15 protein-coding genes, 1 pseudogene and 1 CRISPR repeat array (1 of these 17 cut by a window edge) are annotated in these 20123 nt (G+C 57.9%); of the genes and pseudogenes, 9 read left to right on the forward strand and 7 right to left on the reverse strand.

Annotated elements, in window-relative coordinates:
• Nucleotides 1-704: direct repeats of the CRISPR family, unit length 28 nt; unit sequence TTTCTAAGCTGCCTGTACGGCAGTGAAC; it begins 164 nt to the left of the window's first position.
• A gap of 175 nt (nt 705-879) precedes the next feature.
• The 3 genes and pseudogenes from HWQ14_RS19865 to clpS form a co-directional block, all read right to left on the reverse strand.
• A pseudogene (locus HWQ14_RS19865) lies at nt 880-1299 on the reverse strand (hypothetical protein); the annotation flags it as partial.
• A 498-nt stretch (nt 1300-1797) separates the two neighbouring features.
• On the reverse strand, nt 1798-4077 hold the full coding sequence (gene clpA / locus HWQ14_RS19870) for an ATP-dependent Clp protease ATP-binding subunit ClpA (protein ID WP_148418755.1): 2280 nt from the start codon (nt 4075-4077) through the stop codon (nt 1798-1800).
• Nucleotides 4078-4104: 27 nt separating this feature from the next.
• Nucleotides 4105-4425, reverse strand: coding sequence for an ATP-dependent Clp protease adapter ClpS (gene clpS / locus HWQ14_RS19875; RefSeq protein WP_006174393.1), 321 nt, complete (start codon nt 4423-4425; stop codon nt 4105-4107).
• Nucleotides 4426-4692: 267 nt separating this feature from the next.
• Between clpS and cspD the strand changes: the two genes are divergently transcribed.
• Nucleotides 4693-4914, forward strand: a complete 222-nt coding sequence (cspD, locus tag HWQ14_RS19880) for a cold shock-like protein CspD (RefSeq protein WP_006809408.1) — start codon at nt 4693-4695, stop codon at nt 4912-4914.
• Between the two features lie 70 nt (nt 4915-4984).
• Here the strand turns inward: cspD and macB are convergent, their stop codons facing one another.
• From macB to HWQ14_RS19895, 3 genes are read right to left on the reverse strand one after another with little or no spacing between them, the layout of a single operon-like run.
• Nucleotides 4985-6925, reverse strand: coding sequence for a macrolide ABC transporter ATP-binding protein/permease MacB (gene macB, locus HWQ14_RS19885; protein ID WP_176610747.1), 1941 nt, complete (start codon nt 6923-6925; stop codon nt 4985-4987).
• On the reverse strand, nt 6922-8037 hold the full coding sequence (gene macA / locus HWQ14_RS19890) for a macrolide transporter subunit MacA (protein ID WP_148418753.1): 1116 nt from the start codon (nt 8035-8037) through the stop codon (nt 6922-6924). Before macA ends, macB begins: the two co-directional genes overlap by 4 nt.
• Nucleotides 8034-8207, reverse strand: coding sequence for a hypothetical protein (locus tag HWQ14_RS19895; RefSeq protein WP_176610748.1), 174 nt, complete (start codon nt 8205-8207; stop codon nt 8034-8036). The genes macA and HWQ14_RS19895 overlap by 4 nt, the downstream gene beginning before the upstream one ends.
• Here HWQ14_RS19895 and HWQ14_RS19900 point away from each other — a divergent pair.
• Entirely contained in the window at nt 8197-9153 is a 957-nt protein-coding gene (locus tag HWQ14_RS19900; protein ID WP_176610749.1) for a VirK/YbjX family protein, read from the forward strand. The two genes, HWQ14_RS19895 and HWQ14_RS19900, sit on opposite strands and share 11 nt — an antisense overlap.
• Here the strand turns inward: HWQ14_RS19900 and HWQ14_RS19905 are convergent.
• Nucleotides 9150-10808, reverse strand: a complete 1659-nt coding sequence (locus HWQ14_RS19905) for an ATP-dependent endonuclease (protein WP_176610750.1) — start codon at nt 10806-10808, stop codon at nt 9150-9152. The genes HWQ14_RS19900 and HWQ14_RS19905 overlap by 4 nt on opposite strands.
• 373 nt (nt 10809-11181) lie before the next feature.
• On the opposite strand from HWQ14_RS19905, the gene aqpZ reads away from it, so the two are divergent.
• The 7 genes from aqpZ (at nt 11182) to HWQ14_RS19940 (ending at nt 20086) form a co-directional block, all read left to right on the forward strand.
• Complete coding sequence (aqpZ, locus tag HWQ14_RS19910; RefSeq protein WP_176610751.1) at nt 11182-11877, forward strand: aquaporin Z; 696 nt, start codon at nt 11182-11184, stop codon at nt 11875-11877.
• Nucleotides 11878-12053: 176 nt separating this feature from the next.
• Nucleotides 12054-12953 carry a lysine exporter LysO family protein gene (locus HWQ14_RS19915; protein WP_176610752.1) on the forward strand — a complete coding sequence of 300 codons (900 nt, stop codon included), beginning with the start codon at nt 12054-12056 and terminating at the stop codon, nt 12951-12953.
• Between the two features lie 144 nt (nt 12954-13097).
• Nucleotides 13098-14750 carry a hydroxylamine reductase gene (hcp, locus tag HWQ14_RS19920; RefSeq protein WP_176610753.1) on the forward strand — a complete coding sequence of 551 codons (1653 nt, stop codon included), beginning with the start codon at nt 13098-13100 and terminating at the stop codon, nt 14748-14750.
• 10 nt (nt 14751-14760) lie between these two features.
• Nucleotides 14761-15729, forward strand: a complete 969-nt coding sequence (hcr, locus tag HWQ14_RS19925) for an NADH oxidoreductase (RefSeq protein ID WP_176610754.1) — start codon at nt 14761-14763, stop codon at nt 15727-15729.
• Between the two features lie 151 nt (nt 15730-15880).
• Nucleotides 15881-17599 carry a ubiquinone-dependent pyruvate dehydrogenase gene (poxB, locus tag HWQ14_RS19930; RefSeq protein WP_176610755.1) on the forward strand — a complete coding sequence of 573 codons (1719 nt, stop codon included), beginning with the start codon at nt 15881-15883 and terminating at the stop codon, nt 17597-17599.
• Between the two features lie 38 nt (nt 17600-17637).
• Nucleotides 17638-18639 (forward strand): low-specificity L-threonine aldolase, encoded by a 1002-nt coding sequence (ltaE, locus tag HWQ14_RS19935; RefSeq protein ID WP_176610756.1) that lies wholly within the window; start codon nt 17638-17640, stop codon nt 18637-18639.
• A 10-nt stretch (nt 18640-18649) separates the two neighbouring features.
• A complete protein-coding gene (locus HWQ14_RS19940) occupies nt 18650-20086 on the forward strand; it encodes an SDR family oxidoreductase (RefSeq protein WP_176610757.1) in 1437 nt (478 codons plus the stop codon).
• The last annotated feature ends 37 nt before the right edge of the window (nt 20087-20123 follow it).

A 20123-nucleotide genomic window follows, 5' to 3' on the forward strand; every position in this document is an offset into this window, starting at 1 on the left:
GCAGTGGGACGCTGTGTTTCTAAGCTGCCAGTACGGCAGTGAACTTCATAAGTTCGGATATATGCAGCCAGTAAGCTTTCTAAGCTGCCTGTACGGCAGTGAACACGCGGGTGAGCTGAAGTTTGAAGGGCCAAAATTTCTAAGCTGCCTGTACGGCAGTGAACAATCGTAAACGTCACCGGATGCGGCAGGATAATTTCTAAGCTGCCTGTACGGCAGTGAACTTACGCCACCGGCTTGCATGAATTGGTTCACTTTTCTAAGCTGCCTGTACGGCAGTGAACGCCTCCCTTAATTCCTGTAAAAATTTCCGCATTTTCTAAGCTGCCTGTACGGCAGTGAACATGCGCGCCATCCTGGAAGAACTGAAACGTAATTTCTAAGCTGCCTGTACGGCAGTGAACAACTGCTGCATGCGATGGTGGCGATCAGGTCATTTCTAAGCTGCCTGTACGGCAGTGAACAATGGCTGCGTCTAGCGGCACGGAGGGCGCATTTTCTAAGCTGCCTGTACGGCAGTGAACACACGGAAATCAGCGAGTACCTCATCGCCCGCTTTCTAAGCTGCCTGTACGGCAGTGAACGTATGCAAAGTATGTCGCCCCGGTTGGCGCTTTTTCTAAGCTGCCTGTACGGCAGTGAACATGCTTCTCGTGCTGCAAGAGATGGGTTCAGCTTTCTAAGCTGCCTGTACGGCAGTGAACTGAAAGGAAACCACGCCATCTTATTGTTAGAAAAGAAAATAATCAACTTTTGCGCATAAAACCCTTTTTTCTGAAACGTAAATCCACACCTTATAAATCAATGATTTACGTTTACATCAAAAAAAGGGTTAAACCATTGGCGTCAGAGGAGCTTCCCCGATGCCTCAGATCGCACTCAGGAAATAATGTGCATTATCTTTTCTGAAGGTTGAGGTGCAAAGACATCTGCCGCCATTGAATGCGTAATGTCATGGAGCAACCCCGTCAAATGCGGCAACATATCGCGGTCAAAATGCGACACCAGCAGCACATGGTTTAACGCCCGGCAGTAGTCGCATTTCGTTTCGGTATCCTCCAGCAGCCACTCTTTTTGTCGCGGTTGCTCCGCGTCGTCCTCAAATTCAACCACCTGAAAATCACGCATTGATTCTGCAAGGCCGGTTTTAACTTCTTCCAGATAAGCCCCGAGGCAACGGCAAACGGGCTGCGTTTGTGGGAGCGAATGGCAGTCAAGCAGGATTTCGGTGAGCAGGTTGCAGCGTTTGGCAAGGGTTGGGAGATCGGGGTTGAGGGAGAGTTCGCTATAAAACTGGGAAGATTATTATTTTCCATTTGATTATGACTCCGTGTGAAATTATGAGATCTCCACCCGAACGCCAACTCAGGTGGCAGACTGAACCGGTTTGGCGTACCGACCCACACGGAAAATCGGCGCTTCAACAGAAGCCCCGGTTCAGCCCACCATAATTGAGTCTGCGGATTATATCGCTAGCTTTCAAAAGTGTGAACGAACCTGATGATAGTTGAACGTATCAACATCATTTCTCGTGTGTAATCAGGACGCCAATCCCGGCACCTGATTTTGCAGGTGCGCCGCCATTTTATGCCTGTAAATTTATCCAGCAACAAACCTCGAAAGAAAATGGAAAGCGCCTCGCAAAATTCCTCTGCGGTCTGTTGCCCTCACCCCAACCCTCTCCCACAAGGAGAGGGAGAAAACACTAAAAACGACAACACTGTTGTCGTTTTGCTTTTACCCTGGCACGCATAAAAAAACCGGGCTTTTGCCCGGTTTTTAGACCTACGTAAGAAATCAGTGAGCCGCTTCCGGCTTGTGCTTCGCCGCACTCTGGAAATCGTACGTCAGTTCGTTCTTCGCCTGATCCAGCCCCACCGTGACCTGGCCGCCGTCCACCAGCGAGCCAAACAGCAGCTCGTTCGCCAGCGGCTTCTTCAGGTTGTCCTGAATCACGCGCGCCATCGGACGGGCACCCATCGCCCGGTCGTAGCCTTTCTCGGCCAGCCAGTTGCGGGCCTCCTGGCTGACTTCCAGCGACACGCCTTTCTGATCCAGCTGAACCTGCAGTTCGACGATGAACTTATCCACCACCTGATGGATCACCTCGGTAGACAGGTGATCGAACCAGATGATGTTGTCCAGACGGTTACGGAACTCCGGCGTGAAGATCTTCTTGATCTCCTCCATCGCATCGGTGCTGTTATCCTGGTGGATCAGGCCGATGGATTTACGCTCGGTTTCACGCACGCCGGCGTTGGTGGTCATCACCAGCACCACGTTGCGGAAGTCCGCCTTGCGCCCGTTGTTGTCGGTCAGCGTCCCGTTGTCCATCACCTGCAGCAGGATGTTGAACACGTCCGGGTGCGCCTTCTCGATTTCATCGAGCAGCAGTACCGCGTGCGGATGCTTGATCACCGCGTCGGTGAGCAGGCCGCCCTGGTCAAAGCCCACATAGCCCGGAGGCGCACCAATCAAGCGGCTGACGGTGTGACGCTCCATATACTCGGACATATCAAAGCGCAGCAGCTCGATGCCCAGCGCTTTGGAGAGCTGAACCGTCACCTCGGTTTTCCCGACGCCGGTCGGGCCGGCAAACAGGAAGGAACCAACGGGCTTGTGGTCATGCCCCAGTCCGGCACGGGCCATCTTGATCGCTTCGGTTAAGGCCTCAATGGCCTTATCCTGACCAAAGACCAGCATTTTCAGGCGATTGCCGAGAGTGCGCAGCGTGTCGCGGTCGCTCTGGGAAACGCTCTTCTCAGGGATACGCGCGATGCGGGCCACCACGGACTCGATATCCGCCACGTTAACGGTTTTCTTACGCTTGCTGGCCGGCATCAGGCGCGCACGCGCTCCCGCCTCATCAATTACGTCAATCGCCTTATCCGGCAGATGACGATCGTTGATGTATTTCACCGCCAGCTCCACCGCCGCACGTACCGCTTTCGCGGTGTAACGCACGTCGTGGTGCGCTTCGTACTTGGTTTTCAGGCCGTTGATGATCTGCACCGTTTCGTCGACGGACGGCTCGGTGACGTCGATTTTCTGGAAACGACGCGCCAGCGCACGATCTTTTTCAAAGATGTTGCTGAACTCCTGGTACGTTGTGGAGCCCATTACGCGGATCTTGCCGCTGGAGAGCAGCGGCTTGATCAGGTTAGCCGCATCCACCTGGCCACCGGAGGCCGCCCCTGCGCCGATGATGGTGTGGATCTCATCGATAAACAGGATGCTGTTGGTGTCCTGCTCCAGCTGTTTTAACAGCGCCTTGAAGCGTTTTTCAAAATCACCACGGTACTTGGTGCCCGCCAGCAGCGAGCCAATATCCAGCGAGTAGATGGTGCAGTCAGCAATCACTTCCGGCACGTCGCCCTGCACAATGCGCCAGGCCAGCCCTTCAGCAATCGCGGTCTTGCCCACGCCGGATTCACCCACCAGCAGCGGGTTGTTCTTACGGCGGCGGCACAGCACCTGTATGGCGCGCTCCAGCTCTTTGTCGCGGCCAATCAGCGGGTCGATTCCGCCCACGCGAGCAAGCTGATTAAGGTTGGTGGTGAAGTTTTCCATACGATCCTCCCCGCCTGCTTGCTCTTCGCTGTTGTTGATCGGGTTGCTGGAGTCGGATGCCTGGTTAGGCTCGTCTTTTCGCGTTCCGTGAGAAATAAAGTTGACCACGTCGAGTCGGCTGACTTCATGTTTGCGCAGCAGGTAGGCCGCCTGGGACTCCTGCTCGCTGAAGATGGCGACCAGCACATTTGCGCCCGTCACTTCGCTACGCCCGGAAGACTGGACGTGGAAAACCGCGCGCTGCAGCACGCGCTGGAAGCTGAGCGTCGGCTGCGTGTCGCGCTCTTCTTCACTGGCTGGCAGCACCGGTGTGGTTTGTTCGATGAAGGCTTCGAGTTCCTGACGTAGCGCCACCAGATCCACGGAGCAGGCTTCCAGCGCTTCGCGGGCAGATGGGTTGCTTAGCAACGCGAGCAGCAGGTGCTCGACGGTCATAAACTCATGTCGGTGCTCACGCGCTCTGGCGAAAGCCATGTTTAAACTGAGTTCCAGTTCTTGATTGAGCATAGGCACCTCCCCCAATTTTATGCCTTATCAGGCCTTTTCCAGCGTACACAGCAACGGATGCTCGTTCTCCCTTGCATAGTCGTTCACCATCGCCACTTTGGTTTCCGCGACCTCGGCAGTAAAGATGCCGCAGATCGCTTTGCCACGATAATGAACGGTAAGCATCAGTTGCGTTGCACGTTCTACATCATAAGAAAAGAACTTTTGTAGCACGTCAATAACAAATTCCATCGGCGTGTAATCATCGTTCATTAACATAACTTTATACATAGATGGCGGTTTTAGCGCGTCGCGCACCTTATCTTCCGCCAGCTGGTCAAAATCCAGCCAATCGTTGGTCTTACCCATTATGCATAACCACTTTGAATCTACCTCAGATGTTAGATAACAATCATCTATTACTGTCATCCGCGATGTCTGTCACAAACTGTTGCAATAGCGTTAACTGCCTCAAATTTTGGTTGATTATTGTCCCAACTCGAGCGCCAAACGCTTGACGGCTTCTTCCGTTTCTCTAAATTGTACAAGCGTGAGATGGCGAGCTTTTGAACAGCCCCCACTCCACCACCGGTTCATTCCATCTTAACTTATAAGATTTACGAAGGATGTCGAAGCATGGAAATGGGTACTGTTAAGTGGTTCAACAACGCCAAGGGGTTTGGCTTCATCTGCCCCGAAGGCGGCGGCGAGGATATCTTCGCTCACTATTCCACCATTCAGATGGATGGTTACAGGACGCTCAAAGCCGGGCAGTCCGTCCGGTTCGATGTACACCAGGGGCCAAAAGGCAATCACGCCAGTCTTATCGTGCCCGTTGAAGCAGAAACGGTTGCATAGCTCTCTGTTTCATTGTGTACACCCCGCAGGCAAAATGCCAGCCCGATCGGCTGGCATTTTTATTTTCGGGCTATTCCCGCGCCAGCGCATCCACCGGATCCAGCCGTGCCGCGTTTCGCGCAGGCAGCCAGCCAAACAAAATCCCGGTAAAGGTGGAACATAAAAACGCGGTGAGTATCGCCATTGGCGAAAAGCCAATTTCCCAGCCGGGTAAAAACAGCTGGAGCGCAAAGGCAATCAGCATTGAAAGCGCAATGCCCATCGCGCCGCCCACCAGGCATACCAGCACCGCCTCAATCAAAAACTGCTGAAGCACGTCGCTGGCTCTGGCCCCCACCGCCATGCGGATGCCGATCTCCCGCGTTCGTTCGGTCACCGACACCAGCATGATGTTCATCACCCCGATCCCGCCGACGACCAGCGAAATCACCGCCACCAGCGTCAGGAACATCTGAAGAGTACGTGTGGTCTTTTCCGCCGTTTTCAAGAGGCCGTCCATGTTCCAGGTAAAGAAGTCTTTCTTTCCGTGGCGCAGGGTTAACAGCCGCTCCAGCTGCTGTTCCGCCAGCGCGCTGTCGTAGCCTTCCTTCACCCGCACGGTGATGGAGTTGAGCCAGGACTGCCCCATAATGCGCCCGGAAATGGTGCTGTACGGTAGCCAGACGCGCAGGATCTTGCTGCTGCCAAACATCGACTGTTTCTCTTCCGCCACGCCAATCACCGTAGCGGGCATGTTGCCCACCAGGATCACTTCCCCGACCACGCGGGTTTTATTCGGGAAAAGCTGCCTGCGCGAGTTCGCGTCCAGCACCACCACCTGCGCCCTGCCCGCCAGCTGTTCGGCGTTGAAGGTTGCCCCTTCGCTGAAGGTCATGCCGTAGACGTTGAAGTAATCTCCGCTGACGCCGTTAGCGCTGGCCGCTACGTCGATGTTGCCGTAGCGCAGACGCAGGTTCTGCGAAACGGCAGGCGTGGCGGAGTTCACCCACGGCTGCTTCTGAATAGCCGCCAGGTCGTCGTACTTCAGCGCCTGCTGATACTGCGGCTCGTCGTCGCCAAAATCTTTCCCGGGGTAGACGTCAATGGTATTCGTCCCGATGGCGCGAATATCCGCCAGCACCAGCTGTTTCGCCGCGTCTCCCACCACCACAATCGACACCACCGAGGCGATACCGATGATAATGCCGAGCATGGTCAGCAGGGTGCGCATCTTGTTGGCCGCCATCGCCAGCCAGGCCATGGTCAGCGCCTCGCGAAAGCCGCTCGAAAATTGCCCCCAGCCGGTTGAGGCAGGCAGCGCTTCTTTCGGCGCGGCCGCTCTGGACTCACGCGGCGGCGGGTTGCTGACCAGCTCGCCGTCGTGGATCTCAATAATCCGTTCAGCCTGCGCCGCCACCTGCGGATCGTGGGTGACGATAATCACCGTATGCCCCTGATCGCGAAGCTGGTGAAGGATCGCCATGACCTCTTCACCGGAACGGCTGTCGAGCGCGCCGGTCGGTTCATCGGCCAGGATAACCTGGCCACCGTTCATCAGCGCACGGGCAATACTTACGCGCTGCTGCTGACCGCCGGAAAGCTGTGAGGGCTGATAATCCACCCGCTCCGCCAGCCCGAGACGCGTTAACAGCGCCTTCGCGCGCTCGAGGCGCTTTTTACGCTCGACGCCCGCATACACCGCGGGCACCTCCACGTTCTGCGCCGCGCTGAGGTGAGAAAGCAGATGGTAACGCTGGAAGATAAAGCCAAAGTGTTCGCGGCGCAGCTTCGCCAGCGCGTCGCCGTCCAGGGTGGAGACGTCCGTTCCCGCCACGCGATAGGTACCGCTGGTGGGTTTATCCAGACAGCCGAGAATGTTCATCAGCGTCGATTTACCGGACCCCGAAGCCCCGACAATCGCCACCATTTCACCCGCTTCCACGCGCAGGGAGATGCCTTTCAGCACCTCCACCGGCCCGTCGCCGGACGGGTAGCTGCGGCGAATATCATTCAGCTCAAGCAGCGCCGTCATTGCGCGGCTCCGGGCAGGCTTTCGCTGATGACCACTTCCTCACCCTCTTCCAGCCCTTTCACCACCACCACGTCGGTGTCGTTACGCGCGCCAATCACCACTTCCCGCTCGCGGGTTTCGCCGTTGCGCAGCACTTTAACCTTGTAGCGATTGTCCCCGGCGGATTCGCCCAGCGCGGAGAGCGGAACCGTCAGCACGTTTTTGACGCCGGTGAGCTGAATATGCACCTGTGCGGTCATGTCCAGACGCAGCACGCCCTGCGGGTTCGGCACCTCAAATCGCGCATAGTAGAAGATGGCGTCGTTCACCTTCTCCGGCGTCGGCAGGATATCCTTCAGCGCCCCTTCATAGCGGGTTTGCGGATCGCCCAGCACCGTAAACCAGGCCTTCTGGCCAGGCTTAAGGTGAATCACGTCCGCTTCGGATACCTGGGCTTTCACCAGCATGGTGCTCATGTCCGCCAGGGTCAGAATGTTTGGCGCCTGCTGCGCGGCGATAACCGTCTGGCCCTGCAGGGTGGTAATCTGCGTCACTTCCCCGGCCATTGGCGCCACGATTTTCGTGTAGTCGAGGTTGGTTTTCGCCGTGTCCAGCGAGGCCTGATTGCGCTTGATTTGCGCGTCGATGGTGCCAATCTGCGCCTGCTTCACCGCCAGCTCCGTGGCGGCGGTATCCAGATCCTGTTTTGAGATGGCCTGCGTTTTCGCCAGCGCCTGCTGACGCTTCAGGGTGACCTGAGCGAGATTCCGCTCCGCCTGAGCCTGAGCGCGCTGCGCGCGCAGCTCCATCAGCGTGGCTTCCACCTCGCGGATCTGGTTTTCAGCCTGTTCAGGATCGATCACGCCCAGCAGCTGGCCTTTTTTAACCTTATCGCCAATCTCAACCGACAGCGTTTTAAGCTGGCCGCTAACCTGCGCGCCCACGTCAACCTTGCGCAGGGCGTCCAGCTTCCCCGTCGCCAGCACGTTTTGTTGCAGCTCGCCCGGGCGAACAATCAGCGTTTGATACTGCGGTACCGGCGCGTTCAGCACCTTCCATACCCAGAATCCGCCCGCTAACACCACTATCGCCAGCAGCAGAAACAGCTTTCTGCGTTTTCCCTTCAGGTTCATAAATATTCCAAATAGTTGTTCTGGCTATCATCAACGTTGATTTTATCTAAACCACTCATCAACGAAACCCCCGATCGCCGTAATCGTCGGGAATTGTTTACCCAGCGTTGATAAAGCCCCTGCTGAAATAGCGATCTTCCACCAGAAGCAGGATCTAACATGTCTTCCATCGTCGATACACCTTATTCAACGCTGTCTCAGCCAAAATCGGGCTGGCAACTGTTCAAAAGCCTGGCATCGGGAACCCTCACGCCGGGGCTGGCGTGGCAAAATCCGGCCTATCGACGAAAGTTTATGCTGCGCTCGCTGGCGACGCCGCTCACCACGTCGCGCCTGCTGGCAAACCTCGCAAAGCAGCCCCGCCTGATGCAGATCCTGGAGGTGCAGCCCGGCCTGCCGTGCCGTCTGCATCGACCGTGGCTGACCGTCAACATGGGCCGTCAGCATACGCTGGAAGCCCTGAACTATCACTATCAGATGATGAGCCGCCATCTTCCCGCGCCGCTTCTGAACGGCTATCTCTCTGGTGAGGGCATCACGCTGGTGACGTTAACCGGCAAAGACGAACAGCAGTTTAGCGTTTGCCTGCGGGCAGACGCGTTTCTGGATAAAGAAGGCGAAGCCACCCTGACCTTTGTCGATTGTCAGAACACGGTGCTGGCCGAGCTGACCTTTACGCTCTGCAACTATGAAGGGAAACCATCGCTGTTTATCGGCGGAATGCAGGGAGCGAAAGCGCATGTCCCGCACGAGCAGATCCAGCTCGCCACGAAAGCCTGCCACGGCCTGTTCCCGAAACGTCTGCTGGTTGAAGCGGTAATGATCCTCGCCGACGCCTTCCCGGTAGAACAGATCCTCGCCGTGAGTAACGCCACCCATATCTACCGCAGCTGGCGTTACCGCAGGAAAAAAGAGGGAAAACTGCTGGCGGATTACGACAGCTTCTGGCGCTCTCTTGGCGGAGAACGTCTGGATAACGGCAACTTTGCCCTGCCGCTGGCCATGCCGCGCAAGCCGATGGAAGAGATCGCGAGTAAAAAGCGATCCGAATACCGCCGTCGCTATGCGCTGCTTGATAGCCTTATCCAGCAGGTTTCACGGACGACCGGCCGTTAATCGGCCCTCCCGCGCGCCAGCCAGAGGACGCGGGAGAACATTTTACGCAGCAGCGTGGGCACGGATTCTACGCCCCGCCTTCCCGCTTCCGTCGCCACCTCTATGGCTAAATCCGGTTTTGACGACCGGTGGATCGCTTTGGCGATCACCCGGCGCATGTTCATTGGCACATCCACCGGGATCATCGCCACGCGGTGGAAAACGTCGTCAAAGCCCTGGCGGTACATAAAGTGCTCCATGTCCATCGCCGGCAGCGCGGTCAGATGGTCACGCTCCGCTTCCCGATCGTTATTGAGCAGGCCGCGCACGGTCGCCGCATATTTTTTCCCGGCCTCATCACCATCCACCAGCACGTGCCATTCAATCCCCATCCGGCGGGCGAACTTGATCAGCGGTTTCAGGCCAGACTGCGCAAACTCGATGACCTTGACCCCTTCGGCGTCGAAGTGGTGCCCGCACTGGCGCGCCAGCTCGTTAATCACCCAGGTTTCGGTTTCCCCTTCCACCAGCAGCCAGCAGCGGGCAAACAGCGACGACGCGCGGTTAAAACGGATATGGAACGCAATCCGTCGGCCATCCTCGGCGTTCAGCCCGCCCGGTCCAAGCCGGTAGGCGGTGACGCGCGACGATTCACGCACCAGACGGCAGACATATTCCACCGGCGTCAGGGATAGCAGCTCGCCGGAATTGGTGGTAGTCACGCGCTGCAGGGGGAGCAGGTTCAGCAGATGCCATGCCACGGAGAGCATGATCGGGTGCAGACGCGTCTCCGGATCTTCCACCAGCAGCAGCGGACGCGCGTCCCGGTCGAGGCGCACCGTGCCTTTCGCCTGTAAAAGCGTGGAGAATAATCCCAGCAGGATCACCCTGTGCGAGCGCCCGCCGGGGCGGTCGATCATGCGGTTGATGATATCAAGATAGCGCCAGCTTCGCTGCTCATCGTGCGAGCGGCGGCGCATCAGACGGTGACGAGACGGCCCCGTTCCCTGCTCGGAAAAGTAGTGCTCCAGCAGCTGAACCATGGCGGAAAGCCCCTGACGGATCTGGCCGTCGGTAAGGTTCTGCGGGCGCGAAACCAGCTCGCGGGCGAGGAAATCGAGCTCGCGGGCGGTGACCTCCACCTCCGGCATATCCGGCACGGTGCCGTTTCGGATCCGGCGCATAAAGCGCGCGTCGCGTAAGCGCAGCACGGGGGACAGGCGGATCAGATGACGGGCCAGCTCGTCGATGTTGTCGAGCAGGATCGGATTCCCCTTCTCATCGAGGAATTCACGCAGGGTTAGCACCCCTTCGTTGTGCGCCATTTCGCCTTCAAGGCGATAGAAAATACGGTGGAAGCCATCTTCACAGGGCACCCAGCAGGGGGACATCGGCCGGTAACGGCGCACGCGATGGCGGCCGGGTTCGGCCTCGCGGAAGGTCAAAATAATATGCAGATGCTTTTCGCGTCCGTTGACATCGCCCGGCGGAAACCAGAAGTCATCGTGGACGAAGTGGTACAGATTCTCCTCAGGCGAAAGCAGCAGCGTCAGGGCATCCAGCAGGCTGGATTTCCCCCAGGCATTTTCGCCGATAAGAACGTTGTTCTGTTCCAGCTGCAGCGACAGGCGGTTAATGCCGCGAAACCCGACAATCTCCACACGTTCGAGTAGCATAAATCCCCCGCAATTCGTCGACTTTTCCTTCAGGTTATCAGCAGTATAGCGGTACGGGGTCCGGCTGGACACTGCTATATCCCCCTGTTGCTGGTTCTGAGCACAAAAAATTCAGAATTTACCCATCAACTTTCATTTGAAAAAGCCCCTTCCGGACAAGATACTTCCGCCCGAGAATTGGACTACGATCGTTTTACCTCCAGTTTGAACAAGGAATGACATCACATTGCCTTAAATCAAATTTACTCAATTTATTTAAGTGGCGAAGGGATGTTATTGGTTTTTAAAATAATGACTCTTTGAGTCGTCATCCCTTTATGGCGATATAACCCGTGCGCGGGAAAGCGCGCGGACGTTTATTATTGAGGTGGTTATGTTCAGAAAATTAGCGGCAGAATGTTTTGGTACATTCTGGCTGGTGTTTGGCGGCTGCGGTAGCGCAGTACTGGCAGCAGCATTCCCGGAATTAGGTATTGGTTTTGTCGGTGTTGCACTGGCATTTGGTCTGACGGTTCTCACTATGGCCTATGCGGTAGGCCATATTTCAGGCGGTCATTTTAATCCGGCCGTAACGTTAGGCTTATGGGCGGGCGGCCGTTTCCCGGCAAAAGATATTATTGGCTATATTATTGCTCAGGTTATTGGCGGCATTTTTGCTGCGGCGGTTCTGTACGTCATTGCCAGCGGTAAAGCAGGCTTCGACGCCGCGGCCAGCGGTTTTGCGTCGAACGGTTTCGGCGAGCACTCACCGGGCGGCTACTCTATGCTGTCTGCTATCGTGATTGAAATTGTGCTGACCGCAGGGTTCCTGATGGTGATCCACGGCGCAACGGACAAGTATGCTCCTGCCGGCTTCGCGCCCATCGCGATTGGTCTGGCGCTGACGCTGATCCACCTGATTTCCATTCCGGTGACCAACACCTCCGTTAACCCGGCGCGCAGCACCGCGGTAGCTATCTTCCAGGGCGGCTGGGCGCTTGAACAGCTGTGGCTGTTCTGGGTGATGCCGATCGTTGGCGGTATTCTGGGCGGCGTGCTGTACCGTACCCTGCTGGAAAAACGCGATTAATGGTTTTATCCCTCTCCCCTGGGAGAGGGCCTGAGTGAGTGCAGCAAGCCGCACAACCTCATTTATACAAGCCGGGTCAGGCGCAGCCGCCACCCGGCTTTTTTGTCGCTTTACTGAGATGCCTTTATTGGGTAGTGTCTTTGACGCTTAACCGACACTCAAAAGGACGGCTGTTCATGTTCTCAGGACTCCTCATCATTCTTTTGCCCCTTATTTTGGGCTACCTTATTCCGCTGCGTCATGAATCGGCCTTAAGGCTTATTAATCGTTTTCTCAGCTGGATTGTTTACGTCATTCTGTTCTTTATGGGGATCAGCCTGGCCTTCCTGGATAATCTGGCGACGAACCTGCTTTCCATCCTGCATTATTCTGCGGTCACGGTAGTGGTTATTTTGCTGTGCAATATTGCGGCCCTGTCCTGGCTGGAGCGCACTATTCCCTGGAAAAATCACCATCAACAGGAAAAGCTCCCTTCCCGTATTGCGATGGCGCTTGAATCATTAAAGCTGTGCGGCGTTGTGGTTCTCGGTTTTTTGCTCGGGCTGACAGGGCTGGCATTCTTGCAGCATGCCACCGAAGCCAGCGAATATACGCTTATATTCCTGCTCTTCCTGATTGGTATTCAGCTTCGAAATAACGGCATGACGCTAAAGCAGATTGTCCTCAACCGTCGCGGAATGATTGTGGCCGTTATTGTTGTGGCCAGCTCGCTGGTCGCGGGGGTGATTAATGCCTTTATTCTCGATCTGCCGCTGAAAACCAGCCTGGCAATGGCGTCCGGTTTTGGCTGGTATTCTCTCTCCGGCATTCTGCTCACCGAGTCGTTCGGTCCGGCGATTGGCAGCGCCGCCTTCTTTAACGATCTGGCGCGCGAGCTGATCGCCATCATGCTCATTCCCGGCCTTGTGCGCCGCAGCCGCTCGACCGCGCTGGGCCTGTGTGGTGCCACCTCAATGGACTTTACCCTGCCGGTATTACAGCGATCGGGTGGGCTGGAGATGGTTCCTGCCGCCATCGTGCACGGCTTTATTCTGAGCCTTCTGGTGCCGATTCTGATGGCATTCTTCTCCGCCTGATACTGCGCTGGCGGCAGTGAACCTGCCGCCAAAATTGCGCTAAATCAATATCCCTCCATTTAATGCAAGAAAGCCCTTTTCACCGTTCTGTCGCAGGCATAATCTTAAACATGCATTTAAAATATAACTTTAACAGGTGTGATTATGTTCTGTGTGCAATGTGAACAAACCATCCGTACCCCGGCAGGCAACGGCTGCTCCTGGGCGCAGGGTATGTGCGGTAAAACCGCAGAGACGTCAGATCTCCAGGATCTGCTGATTGCTACGCTACAAGGCTTGTCCGCATGGGCCAGCAAGGCCCGCGAATATGGCATTGTCGATCACTACGTCGACAGCTTTGCGCCGCGCGCATTTTTCTCCACGCTGACTAACGTTAACTTCGATTCTCCGCGCATTGTGGGCTATGCCCGCGAAGCGATTGCCCTGCGTGAAGCCCTTAAAGCACAGTGCCTGAACGCCGACGCCGCTGCCCGCGTCGACAACCCGATGGCGGAACTGCAGCTGGTAAGCGACGACCTGGGCGAACTGCAGCGTCAGGCGGCAGAATTTACCCCGAATAAAGACAAAGCAGAGATTGGCGAGAACATCCTTGGCCTGCGTCTGCTCTGCCTGTACGGCCTGAAAGGTGCGGCGGCCTATATGGAACACGCGCACGTTCTCGGCCAGTACGACAACGACATCTACGCCCAGCACCACAAAATCATGGCATGGCTCGGCACCTGGCCTTCCGATATGAACGCGCTGCTTGAGTGCTCAATGGAAATCGGCCAGATGAACTTCAGGGTGATGAGCATTCTGGATGCCGGTGAAACCAGCACCTACGGCCACCCGACCCCGACGCAGGTCAACGTGAAGGCGACCGAGGGCAAATGTATCCTGATTTCCGGCCATGACCTGAAGGATCTCTACAACCTGCTGAAGCAGACCGAAGGCACCGGCGTTAACGTTTATACACACGGTGAAATGCTGCCCGCGCACGGTTATCCGGAGCTGCGCAAGTTTAAGCATCTGGTGGGTAACTACGGCAGCGGCTGGCAGAACCAGCAGGTTGAGTTCGCCCGCTTCCCGGGCCCGATTGTCATGACCTCTAACTGCATCATTGACCCAACCGTGGGCGCGTACGATGACCGTATCTGGACCCGCAGCATCGTCGGCTGGCCGGGCGTAAGCCACCTCGACGGCGACGATTTTGGTCCGGTCATCGCTCAGGCACAGCAGATGGCTGGCTTCCCGTACAGCGAAATTCCGCACCTCATCACCGTCGGCTTTGGCCGCGAAACCCTGCTGGGCGCCGCAGATTCTCTGATTGACCTCGTCAGCCGTGAGAAGCTGCGCCACATCTTCCTGATTGGCGGCTGCGACGGCGCGCGCGGCGAGCGTAACTACTTCACCGATTTCGCCACCAGCGTGCCGGAAGACTGCCTGATCCTGACGCTGGCCTGCGGCAAATACCGTTTCAACAAGCTGGACTTCGGCAACATCGAAGGTCTGCCGCGCCTGGTGGACGCGGGCCAGTGTAACGATGCGTACTCAGCAATTATTCTGGCGGTCACGCTGGCGGAGAAGCTGGGCTGCGGCGTGAACGACCTGCCGCTGTCGCTGGTGCTCTCCTGGTTCGAGCAGAAAGCGATCGTAATTCTGCTGACCCTGCTCTCTCTCGGCGTGACCAACATCGTCACCGGACCGACCGCGCCAGGCTTCCTGACGCCGGACCTGCTGGCCGTGCTGAACGAGAAGTTTGGCCTGCGTTCCGTGACCAACGTTGAAGACGATATGAAGCAGCTGCTGAGCGCGTAAGGAGTAATTCATGACCATGCCAACCTCTCAGTGCCCATGGCGGATGCAGGTTCATCACATCCATCAGGAGACTCCGGATGTGTGGACGCTGTCGCTGCTGTGCCATGACTACTATCCGTACCGTGCCGGTCAGTTTGCGCTGGTCAGCGTCCGTAATTCGGCGGATACCCTGCGCGCCTACACCATCTCCTCCACGCCGGGCGTGAGCGAATATATTACGCTCACCGTCCGCCGCATAGATGACGGCGCGGGCTCGCAGTGGCTCACCCGCGACGTGAAGCGCGGGGATTATATCTGGCTGTCAGACGCGCAGGGCGACTTCACCTGCGACGATAAGACGGAAGATAAATTCCTGCTGCTGGCAGCGGGCTGCGGCGTCACGCCGATTATGTCGATGCGCCGCTGGCTGGCGAAATATCGTCCGCAGGCCGACGTGCAGACCATCTTCAGCGTGCGCTCGCCGGAAGATGTCATTTTTGCCGAAGAATGGCGCAACTACCCGGTGACGCTGGTCGCGGAAAACAACGCCACGCATGGCTTTGTCGCGGGACGTCTGAGCCGCGAGCTGCTGCAAAGCGTGCCGGACATTGCAAACCGCACCGTGATGACCTGCGGCCCGGCGCCGTACATGGACATTGCTGAGAAGGAAGTGAAGGCCCTAGGCGTAACCCGCTTCTTCAAAGAGCAGTTCTTCACGCCGGTAGCCGAAGCGGCGACCAGCGGCGTGAAGTTCACCAAACTGCAGCCGGCGCAGACCTTCTTTGGCCGCGTGGGCACCACGCTGCTGGAAGCGCTGGAAAGTAACAAGGTGCCGGTAGTGGCCGCCTGCCGCGCGGGCGTGTGCGGATGCTGTAAAACGAAGGTCATTTCCGGGGAATACAGCGTGACCAGCACCATGACGCTGACCGAAGCAGAGATTGCGGAAGGCTACGTGCTGGCGTGTTCCTGCCATCCTCAGGGTGACCTGGTACTGGCATAAACGGTAAGCGCTCGAAGGTAAGCCCGGCAGGCGATCGCGTCTGCCGGGCTTTTTTTATCCGCAAATGCCGCCCGCCGGGGGCATGGAGCAGCCAATACGGTGACTTTCTTCTAAGCTTGTAGGCGATATCACAAAAAGGAGATGGACACCCATGAAACAGACCGTGGCTGCATACATAGCGAAAACCCTGGAACAGGCGGGCGTAAAACGTATCTGGGGCGTCACCGGCGATTCCCTGAACGGACTCAGCGACAGCCTCAATAAAATGAAAACCATCGAATGGATGCCGACTCGCCACGAAGAGGTCGCCGCCTTCGCCGCGGGGGCCGAAGCGCAGCTCACGGGCGAACTTGCCGTTTGTGCCGGCTCCTGCGGACCGGGCAACCTGCACCTCATCAATGGCCTTTTCGACTGCCACCGCAACCACGTTCCGGTGCTGGCGATTGCCGCCCACATTCCCTCATCTGAAATCGGCAGCGGCTATTTTCAGGAGACGCATCCGCAGGAGCTGTTCCGTGAATGCAGCCACTACTGCGAGCTGGTCTCGTCGCCGGAGCAGATCCCACAGGTGCTGGCCATCGCCATGCGCAAAGCCGTCCTCAATCGCGGGGTTTCTGTGGTCGTCCTGCCGGGTGACGTGGCGCTGAAGGCCGCTCCCGAAACCGCCACCACCCACTGGTACTCTGCCCCGCAGCCGACCGTCACCCCCGCCGCTGAAGAGCTTAAGAAGCTGGCGCAGCTGCTGCGTTACTCCAGCAATATCGCCCTGATGTGCGGTAGCGGCTGCGCCGGCGCGCATGACGAGCTGGTGGCGTTTGCCGGCAAGCTGAAAGCGCCAGTCGTTCACGCCCTGCGCGGTAAAGAGCACGTGGAGTACGATAACCCTTACGATGTGGGGATGACCGGGCTGATCGGTTTTTCCAGCGGCTTCCACACGATGATGAACGCCGATACGCTGATCCTTCTCGGCACCCAGTTCCCGTACCGCGCGTTTTACCCGACGGATGCCAAAATCATTCAGATTGACATTAACCCCGGCAGTATCGGCGCGCACAGCAAGGTTGATATGGCGCTCATCGGCGATATTAAATCCACCCTCGCCGCCCTGCTGCCGCTGCTGGAAGAAAAGACGGACCGCAAGTTCCTCGATAAGGCCCTGAGCGATTACCGCGACGCGCGTAAGGGGCTGGACGATCTCGCCAAACCGAGCGACAAAGCCATCCACCCGCAGTATCTGGCGCAGCAGATAAGTCGCTTTGCCGATGACGATGCCGTTTTCACCTGCGACGTCGGCACGCCAACCGTCTGGGCAGCGCGCTACCTGAAGATGAACGGTAAACGCCGCCTGCTCGGTTCCTTCAACCACGGCTCGATGGCCAACGCCATGCCGCAGGCGCTGGGCGCAAAAGCGACGGCACCGGAACGTCAGGTCGTGGCGATGTGCGGCGACGGCGGGTTCAGCATGCTGATGGGGGATTTCCTGTCGGTGGCGCAGATGAAGCTGCCGCTGAAAATCGTGGTCTTCAACAACAGCGTGCTGGGCTTCGTGGCGATGGAGATGAAGGCCGGAGGCTACCTCACGGACGGCACCGAGCTGCACGACACCAATTTCGCCCGCATCGCCGAAGCCTGCGGTATTACCGGTATTCGGGTCGAAAAAGCGTCTGAGGTGGACGAGGCGCTGCAGCGCGCCTTCTCCATCGACGGTCCGGTGCTGGTGGACGTGGTGGTTGCCAAAGAAGAGCTGGCCATCCCGCCGCAGATCAAGCTGGAGCAGGCAAAAGGCTTTAGCCTCTACATGCTGCGCGCCATCATCAGCGGACGCGGTGACGAGGTGATCGAACTGGCAAAAACCAACTGGCTCAGGTAAAACATCTGGCATCGCCTTTTTAACTATAAGGACATGCCATGATTGATTTACGTAGTGATACCGTTACCCGCCCGGGTCGCGCCATGCTCGACGCGATGATGGCCGCCCCGGTCGGCGACGACGTCTACGGCGATGACCCGACGGTCAACGAGCTGCAGCGCTATGCGGCAGAGCTCAGCGGCAAGGAGGCTGCCCTGTTCCTGCCCACCGGCACGCAGGCTAACCTGGTGGCGCTGCTCAGCCACTGCGAGCGCGGCGAAGAGTATATCGTCGGCCAGGGGGCGCATAACTACCTGTACGAAGCTGGCGGCGCGGCGGTGCTCGGCAGCATTCAGCCGCAGCCGATCGATGCCGCACCGGACGGCTCCCTGCCGCTCGATAAGGTCGCCGCGAAAATCAAAGCCGACGATATTCACTTCGCCCGCACCAGGCTGCTCAGCCTGGAAAACACCCACAACGGTAAGGTTCTGCCGCGCGAGTACCTGAAAGCGGCGTGGGAGTTTACCCGCGAGCGCGGGCTCGGCCTGCACGTTGACGGGGCGCGCATCTTTAACGCCGTGGTCGAGTACGGCTGCGAGCTGAAAGCGATCGCGCAATATTGCGACTCGTTCACCATTTGTCTCTCTAAAGGGCTGGGCACCCCCGTGGGTTCGCTGCTGGTGGGCGATGCGGACTACATCAAACGCGCCAACCGCTGGCGTAAAATGACCGGCGGCGGAATGCGTCAGGCGGGTATTCTGGCGGCCGCCGGGCTGTACGCGCTGAAAAACAACGTGACGCGCCTTAAAGAGGATCACGATAACGCCGCGTGGATGGCGGCGCGGCTGCGCGAAATCGGCGCAGACGTCATGCGTCACGACACCAACATGCTGTTTGTCCGCGTCGGAGATGAGCACGCCGCCGCGCTGGGCGAATTTATGAAGGCGCGTGGGGTGCTGATCAACGCCTCCCCGGTTGTGCGCCTGGTGATGCATCTCGACGTTAACCGCGAACAGCTAACCGGGGTGGTAAAACACTGGCAGGCGTTTTTACAGCGTTAAGGAGCATACCGTGCCGCAACGAATTCTGGTGCTCGGCGCCAGCGGGTATATCGGTCAGCATCTGACCGCTGCGCTAAGCCAGCAGGGGCATCGGGTGCTGGCAGCGGCACGCAACACTGAACGCCTGCAAAAGCTCAGCCTGCCGGGCGTTACCTGTCACAGCGTCGATCTCAACTGGCCGAAGGAGCTTCCCGCGCTGCTGGAAGGGGTTGATACGCTTTACTACCTGGTCCACAGCATGGGCGAAGGCGGCGATTTTATCGCCCACGAGCGGCAGGTGGCGATGAACGTCCGCGATGCCCTGCTGCAAACCCCGGTGAAGCAGGCGATCTTTTTAAGCTCGCTTCAGGCGCCCGCCGACGAGCAGTCCGACCACCTGCGCGCCCGCCAGCTGACGGCGGAGACGTTGCGCAGCGCGAATATTCCCGTTACCGAACTGCGGGCGGGGATCATCGTCGGCGCGGGATCCGCCGCGTTCGAAGTGATGCGCGATATGGTCTACAACCTGCCGGTGCTGACCCCGCCGCGCTGGGTACGCTCGCGCACCACGCCCATCGCGCTGGAGAATTTACTCCACTATCTGGTGGCGTTGCTGGATCACCCGGCAGAGCAGCACCGCGTGCTGGAGGCGGCTGGCCCGCAGGTGCTGAGCTATCAGGAGCAGTTCGAGCATTTTATGCGCGTCAGCGGTCGCCGCCGCTGGCTGGTACCCGTCCCCTTTCCTACCCGCTGGATATCGGTGTGGTTTTTAAACGTCATTACCTCGGTTCCCCCGACCACCGCAAAGGCGCTGATCCAGGGGCTGAAGCACGACCTGCTGGCGGACGATCGCGAACTGCGCGCATTAATCCCCCAGGAGCTGATCCGCTTTGACGACGCGGTGCGCCGTACCCTGAAAGAAGAAGAGAAGCTGGTGAACTCCAGCGACTGGGGCTACGACGCGCAGGCCCTTGCCCGCTGGCGGCCCGAGTACGGCTACTACCCGAAGCAGGCCGGCTGTACGGTAAAAACCACGGCCAGCCTGGAGGCCCTGTGGGAGGTCGTGAACCAGATTGGCGGCAAAGAGCGTTATTTCTTCGGCAATATTCTCTGGCAAACGCGCGGCGCGCTGGATCTGCTGGTCGGTCACCGGCTGGCAAAAGGCCGCCCTGCGCATCCTTATCTTCAGGTAGGGGATACCGTCGACAGCTGGAAGGTGATTATCGTCGAGCCACAAAAGCGGCTGGCGCTGCTGTTCGGCATGAAGGCGCCGGGGCTTGGGCGGCTCTGCTTTACCCTCAGTGACAAAGGCGACCATCGTGAACTGGACGTTCGGGCGTGGTGGCATCCGCACGGAATGCCCGGTCTGTTTTACTGGCTGCTCATGATCCCGGCACACCTGTTTATCTTCCGCGGCATGGCGAAACGTATTGCGCAACTGGCAGAAGAAAAGCGGGAAAATAACTAAATAAAACTCTTAATCTTTCACCTTTCCCATTGCAACA

The sequence above is a fragment of the Enterobacter cloacae genome (assembly GCF_013375935.1).
Classification (GTDB): Bacteria; Pseudomonadota; Gammaproteobacteria; order Enterobacterales; family Enterobacteriaceae; genus Enterobacter; species Enterobacter pasteurii.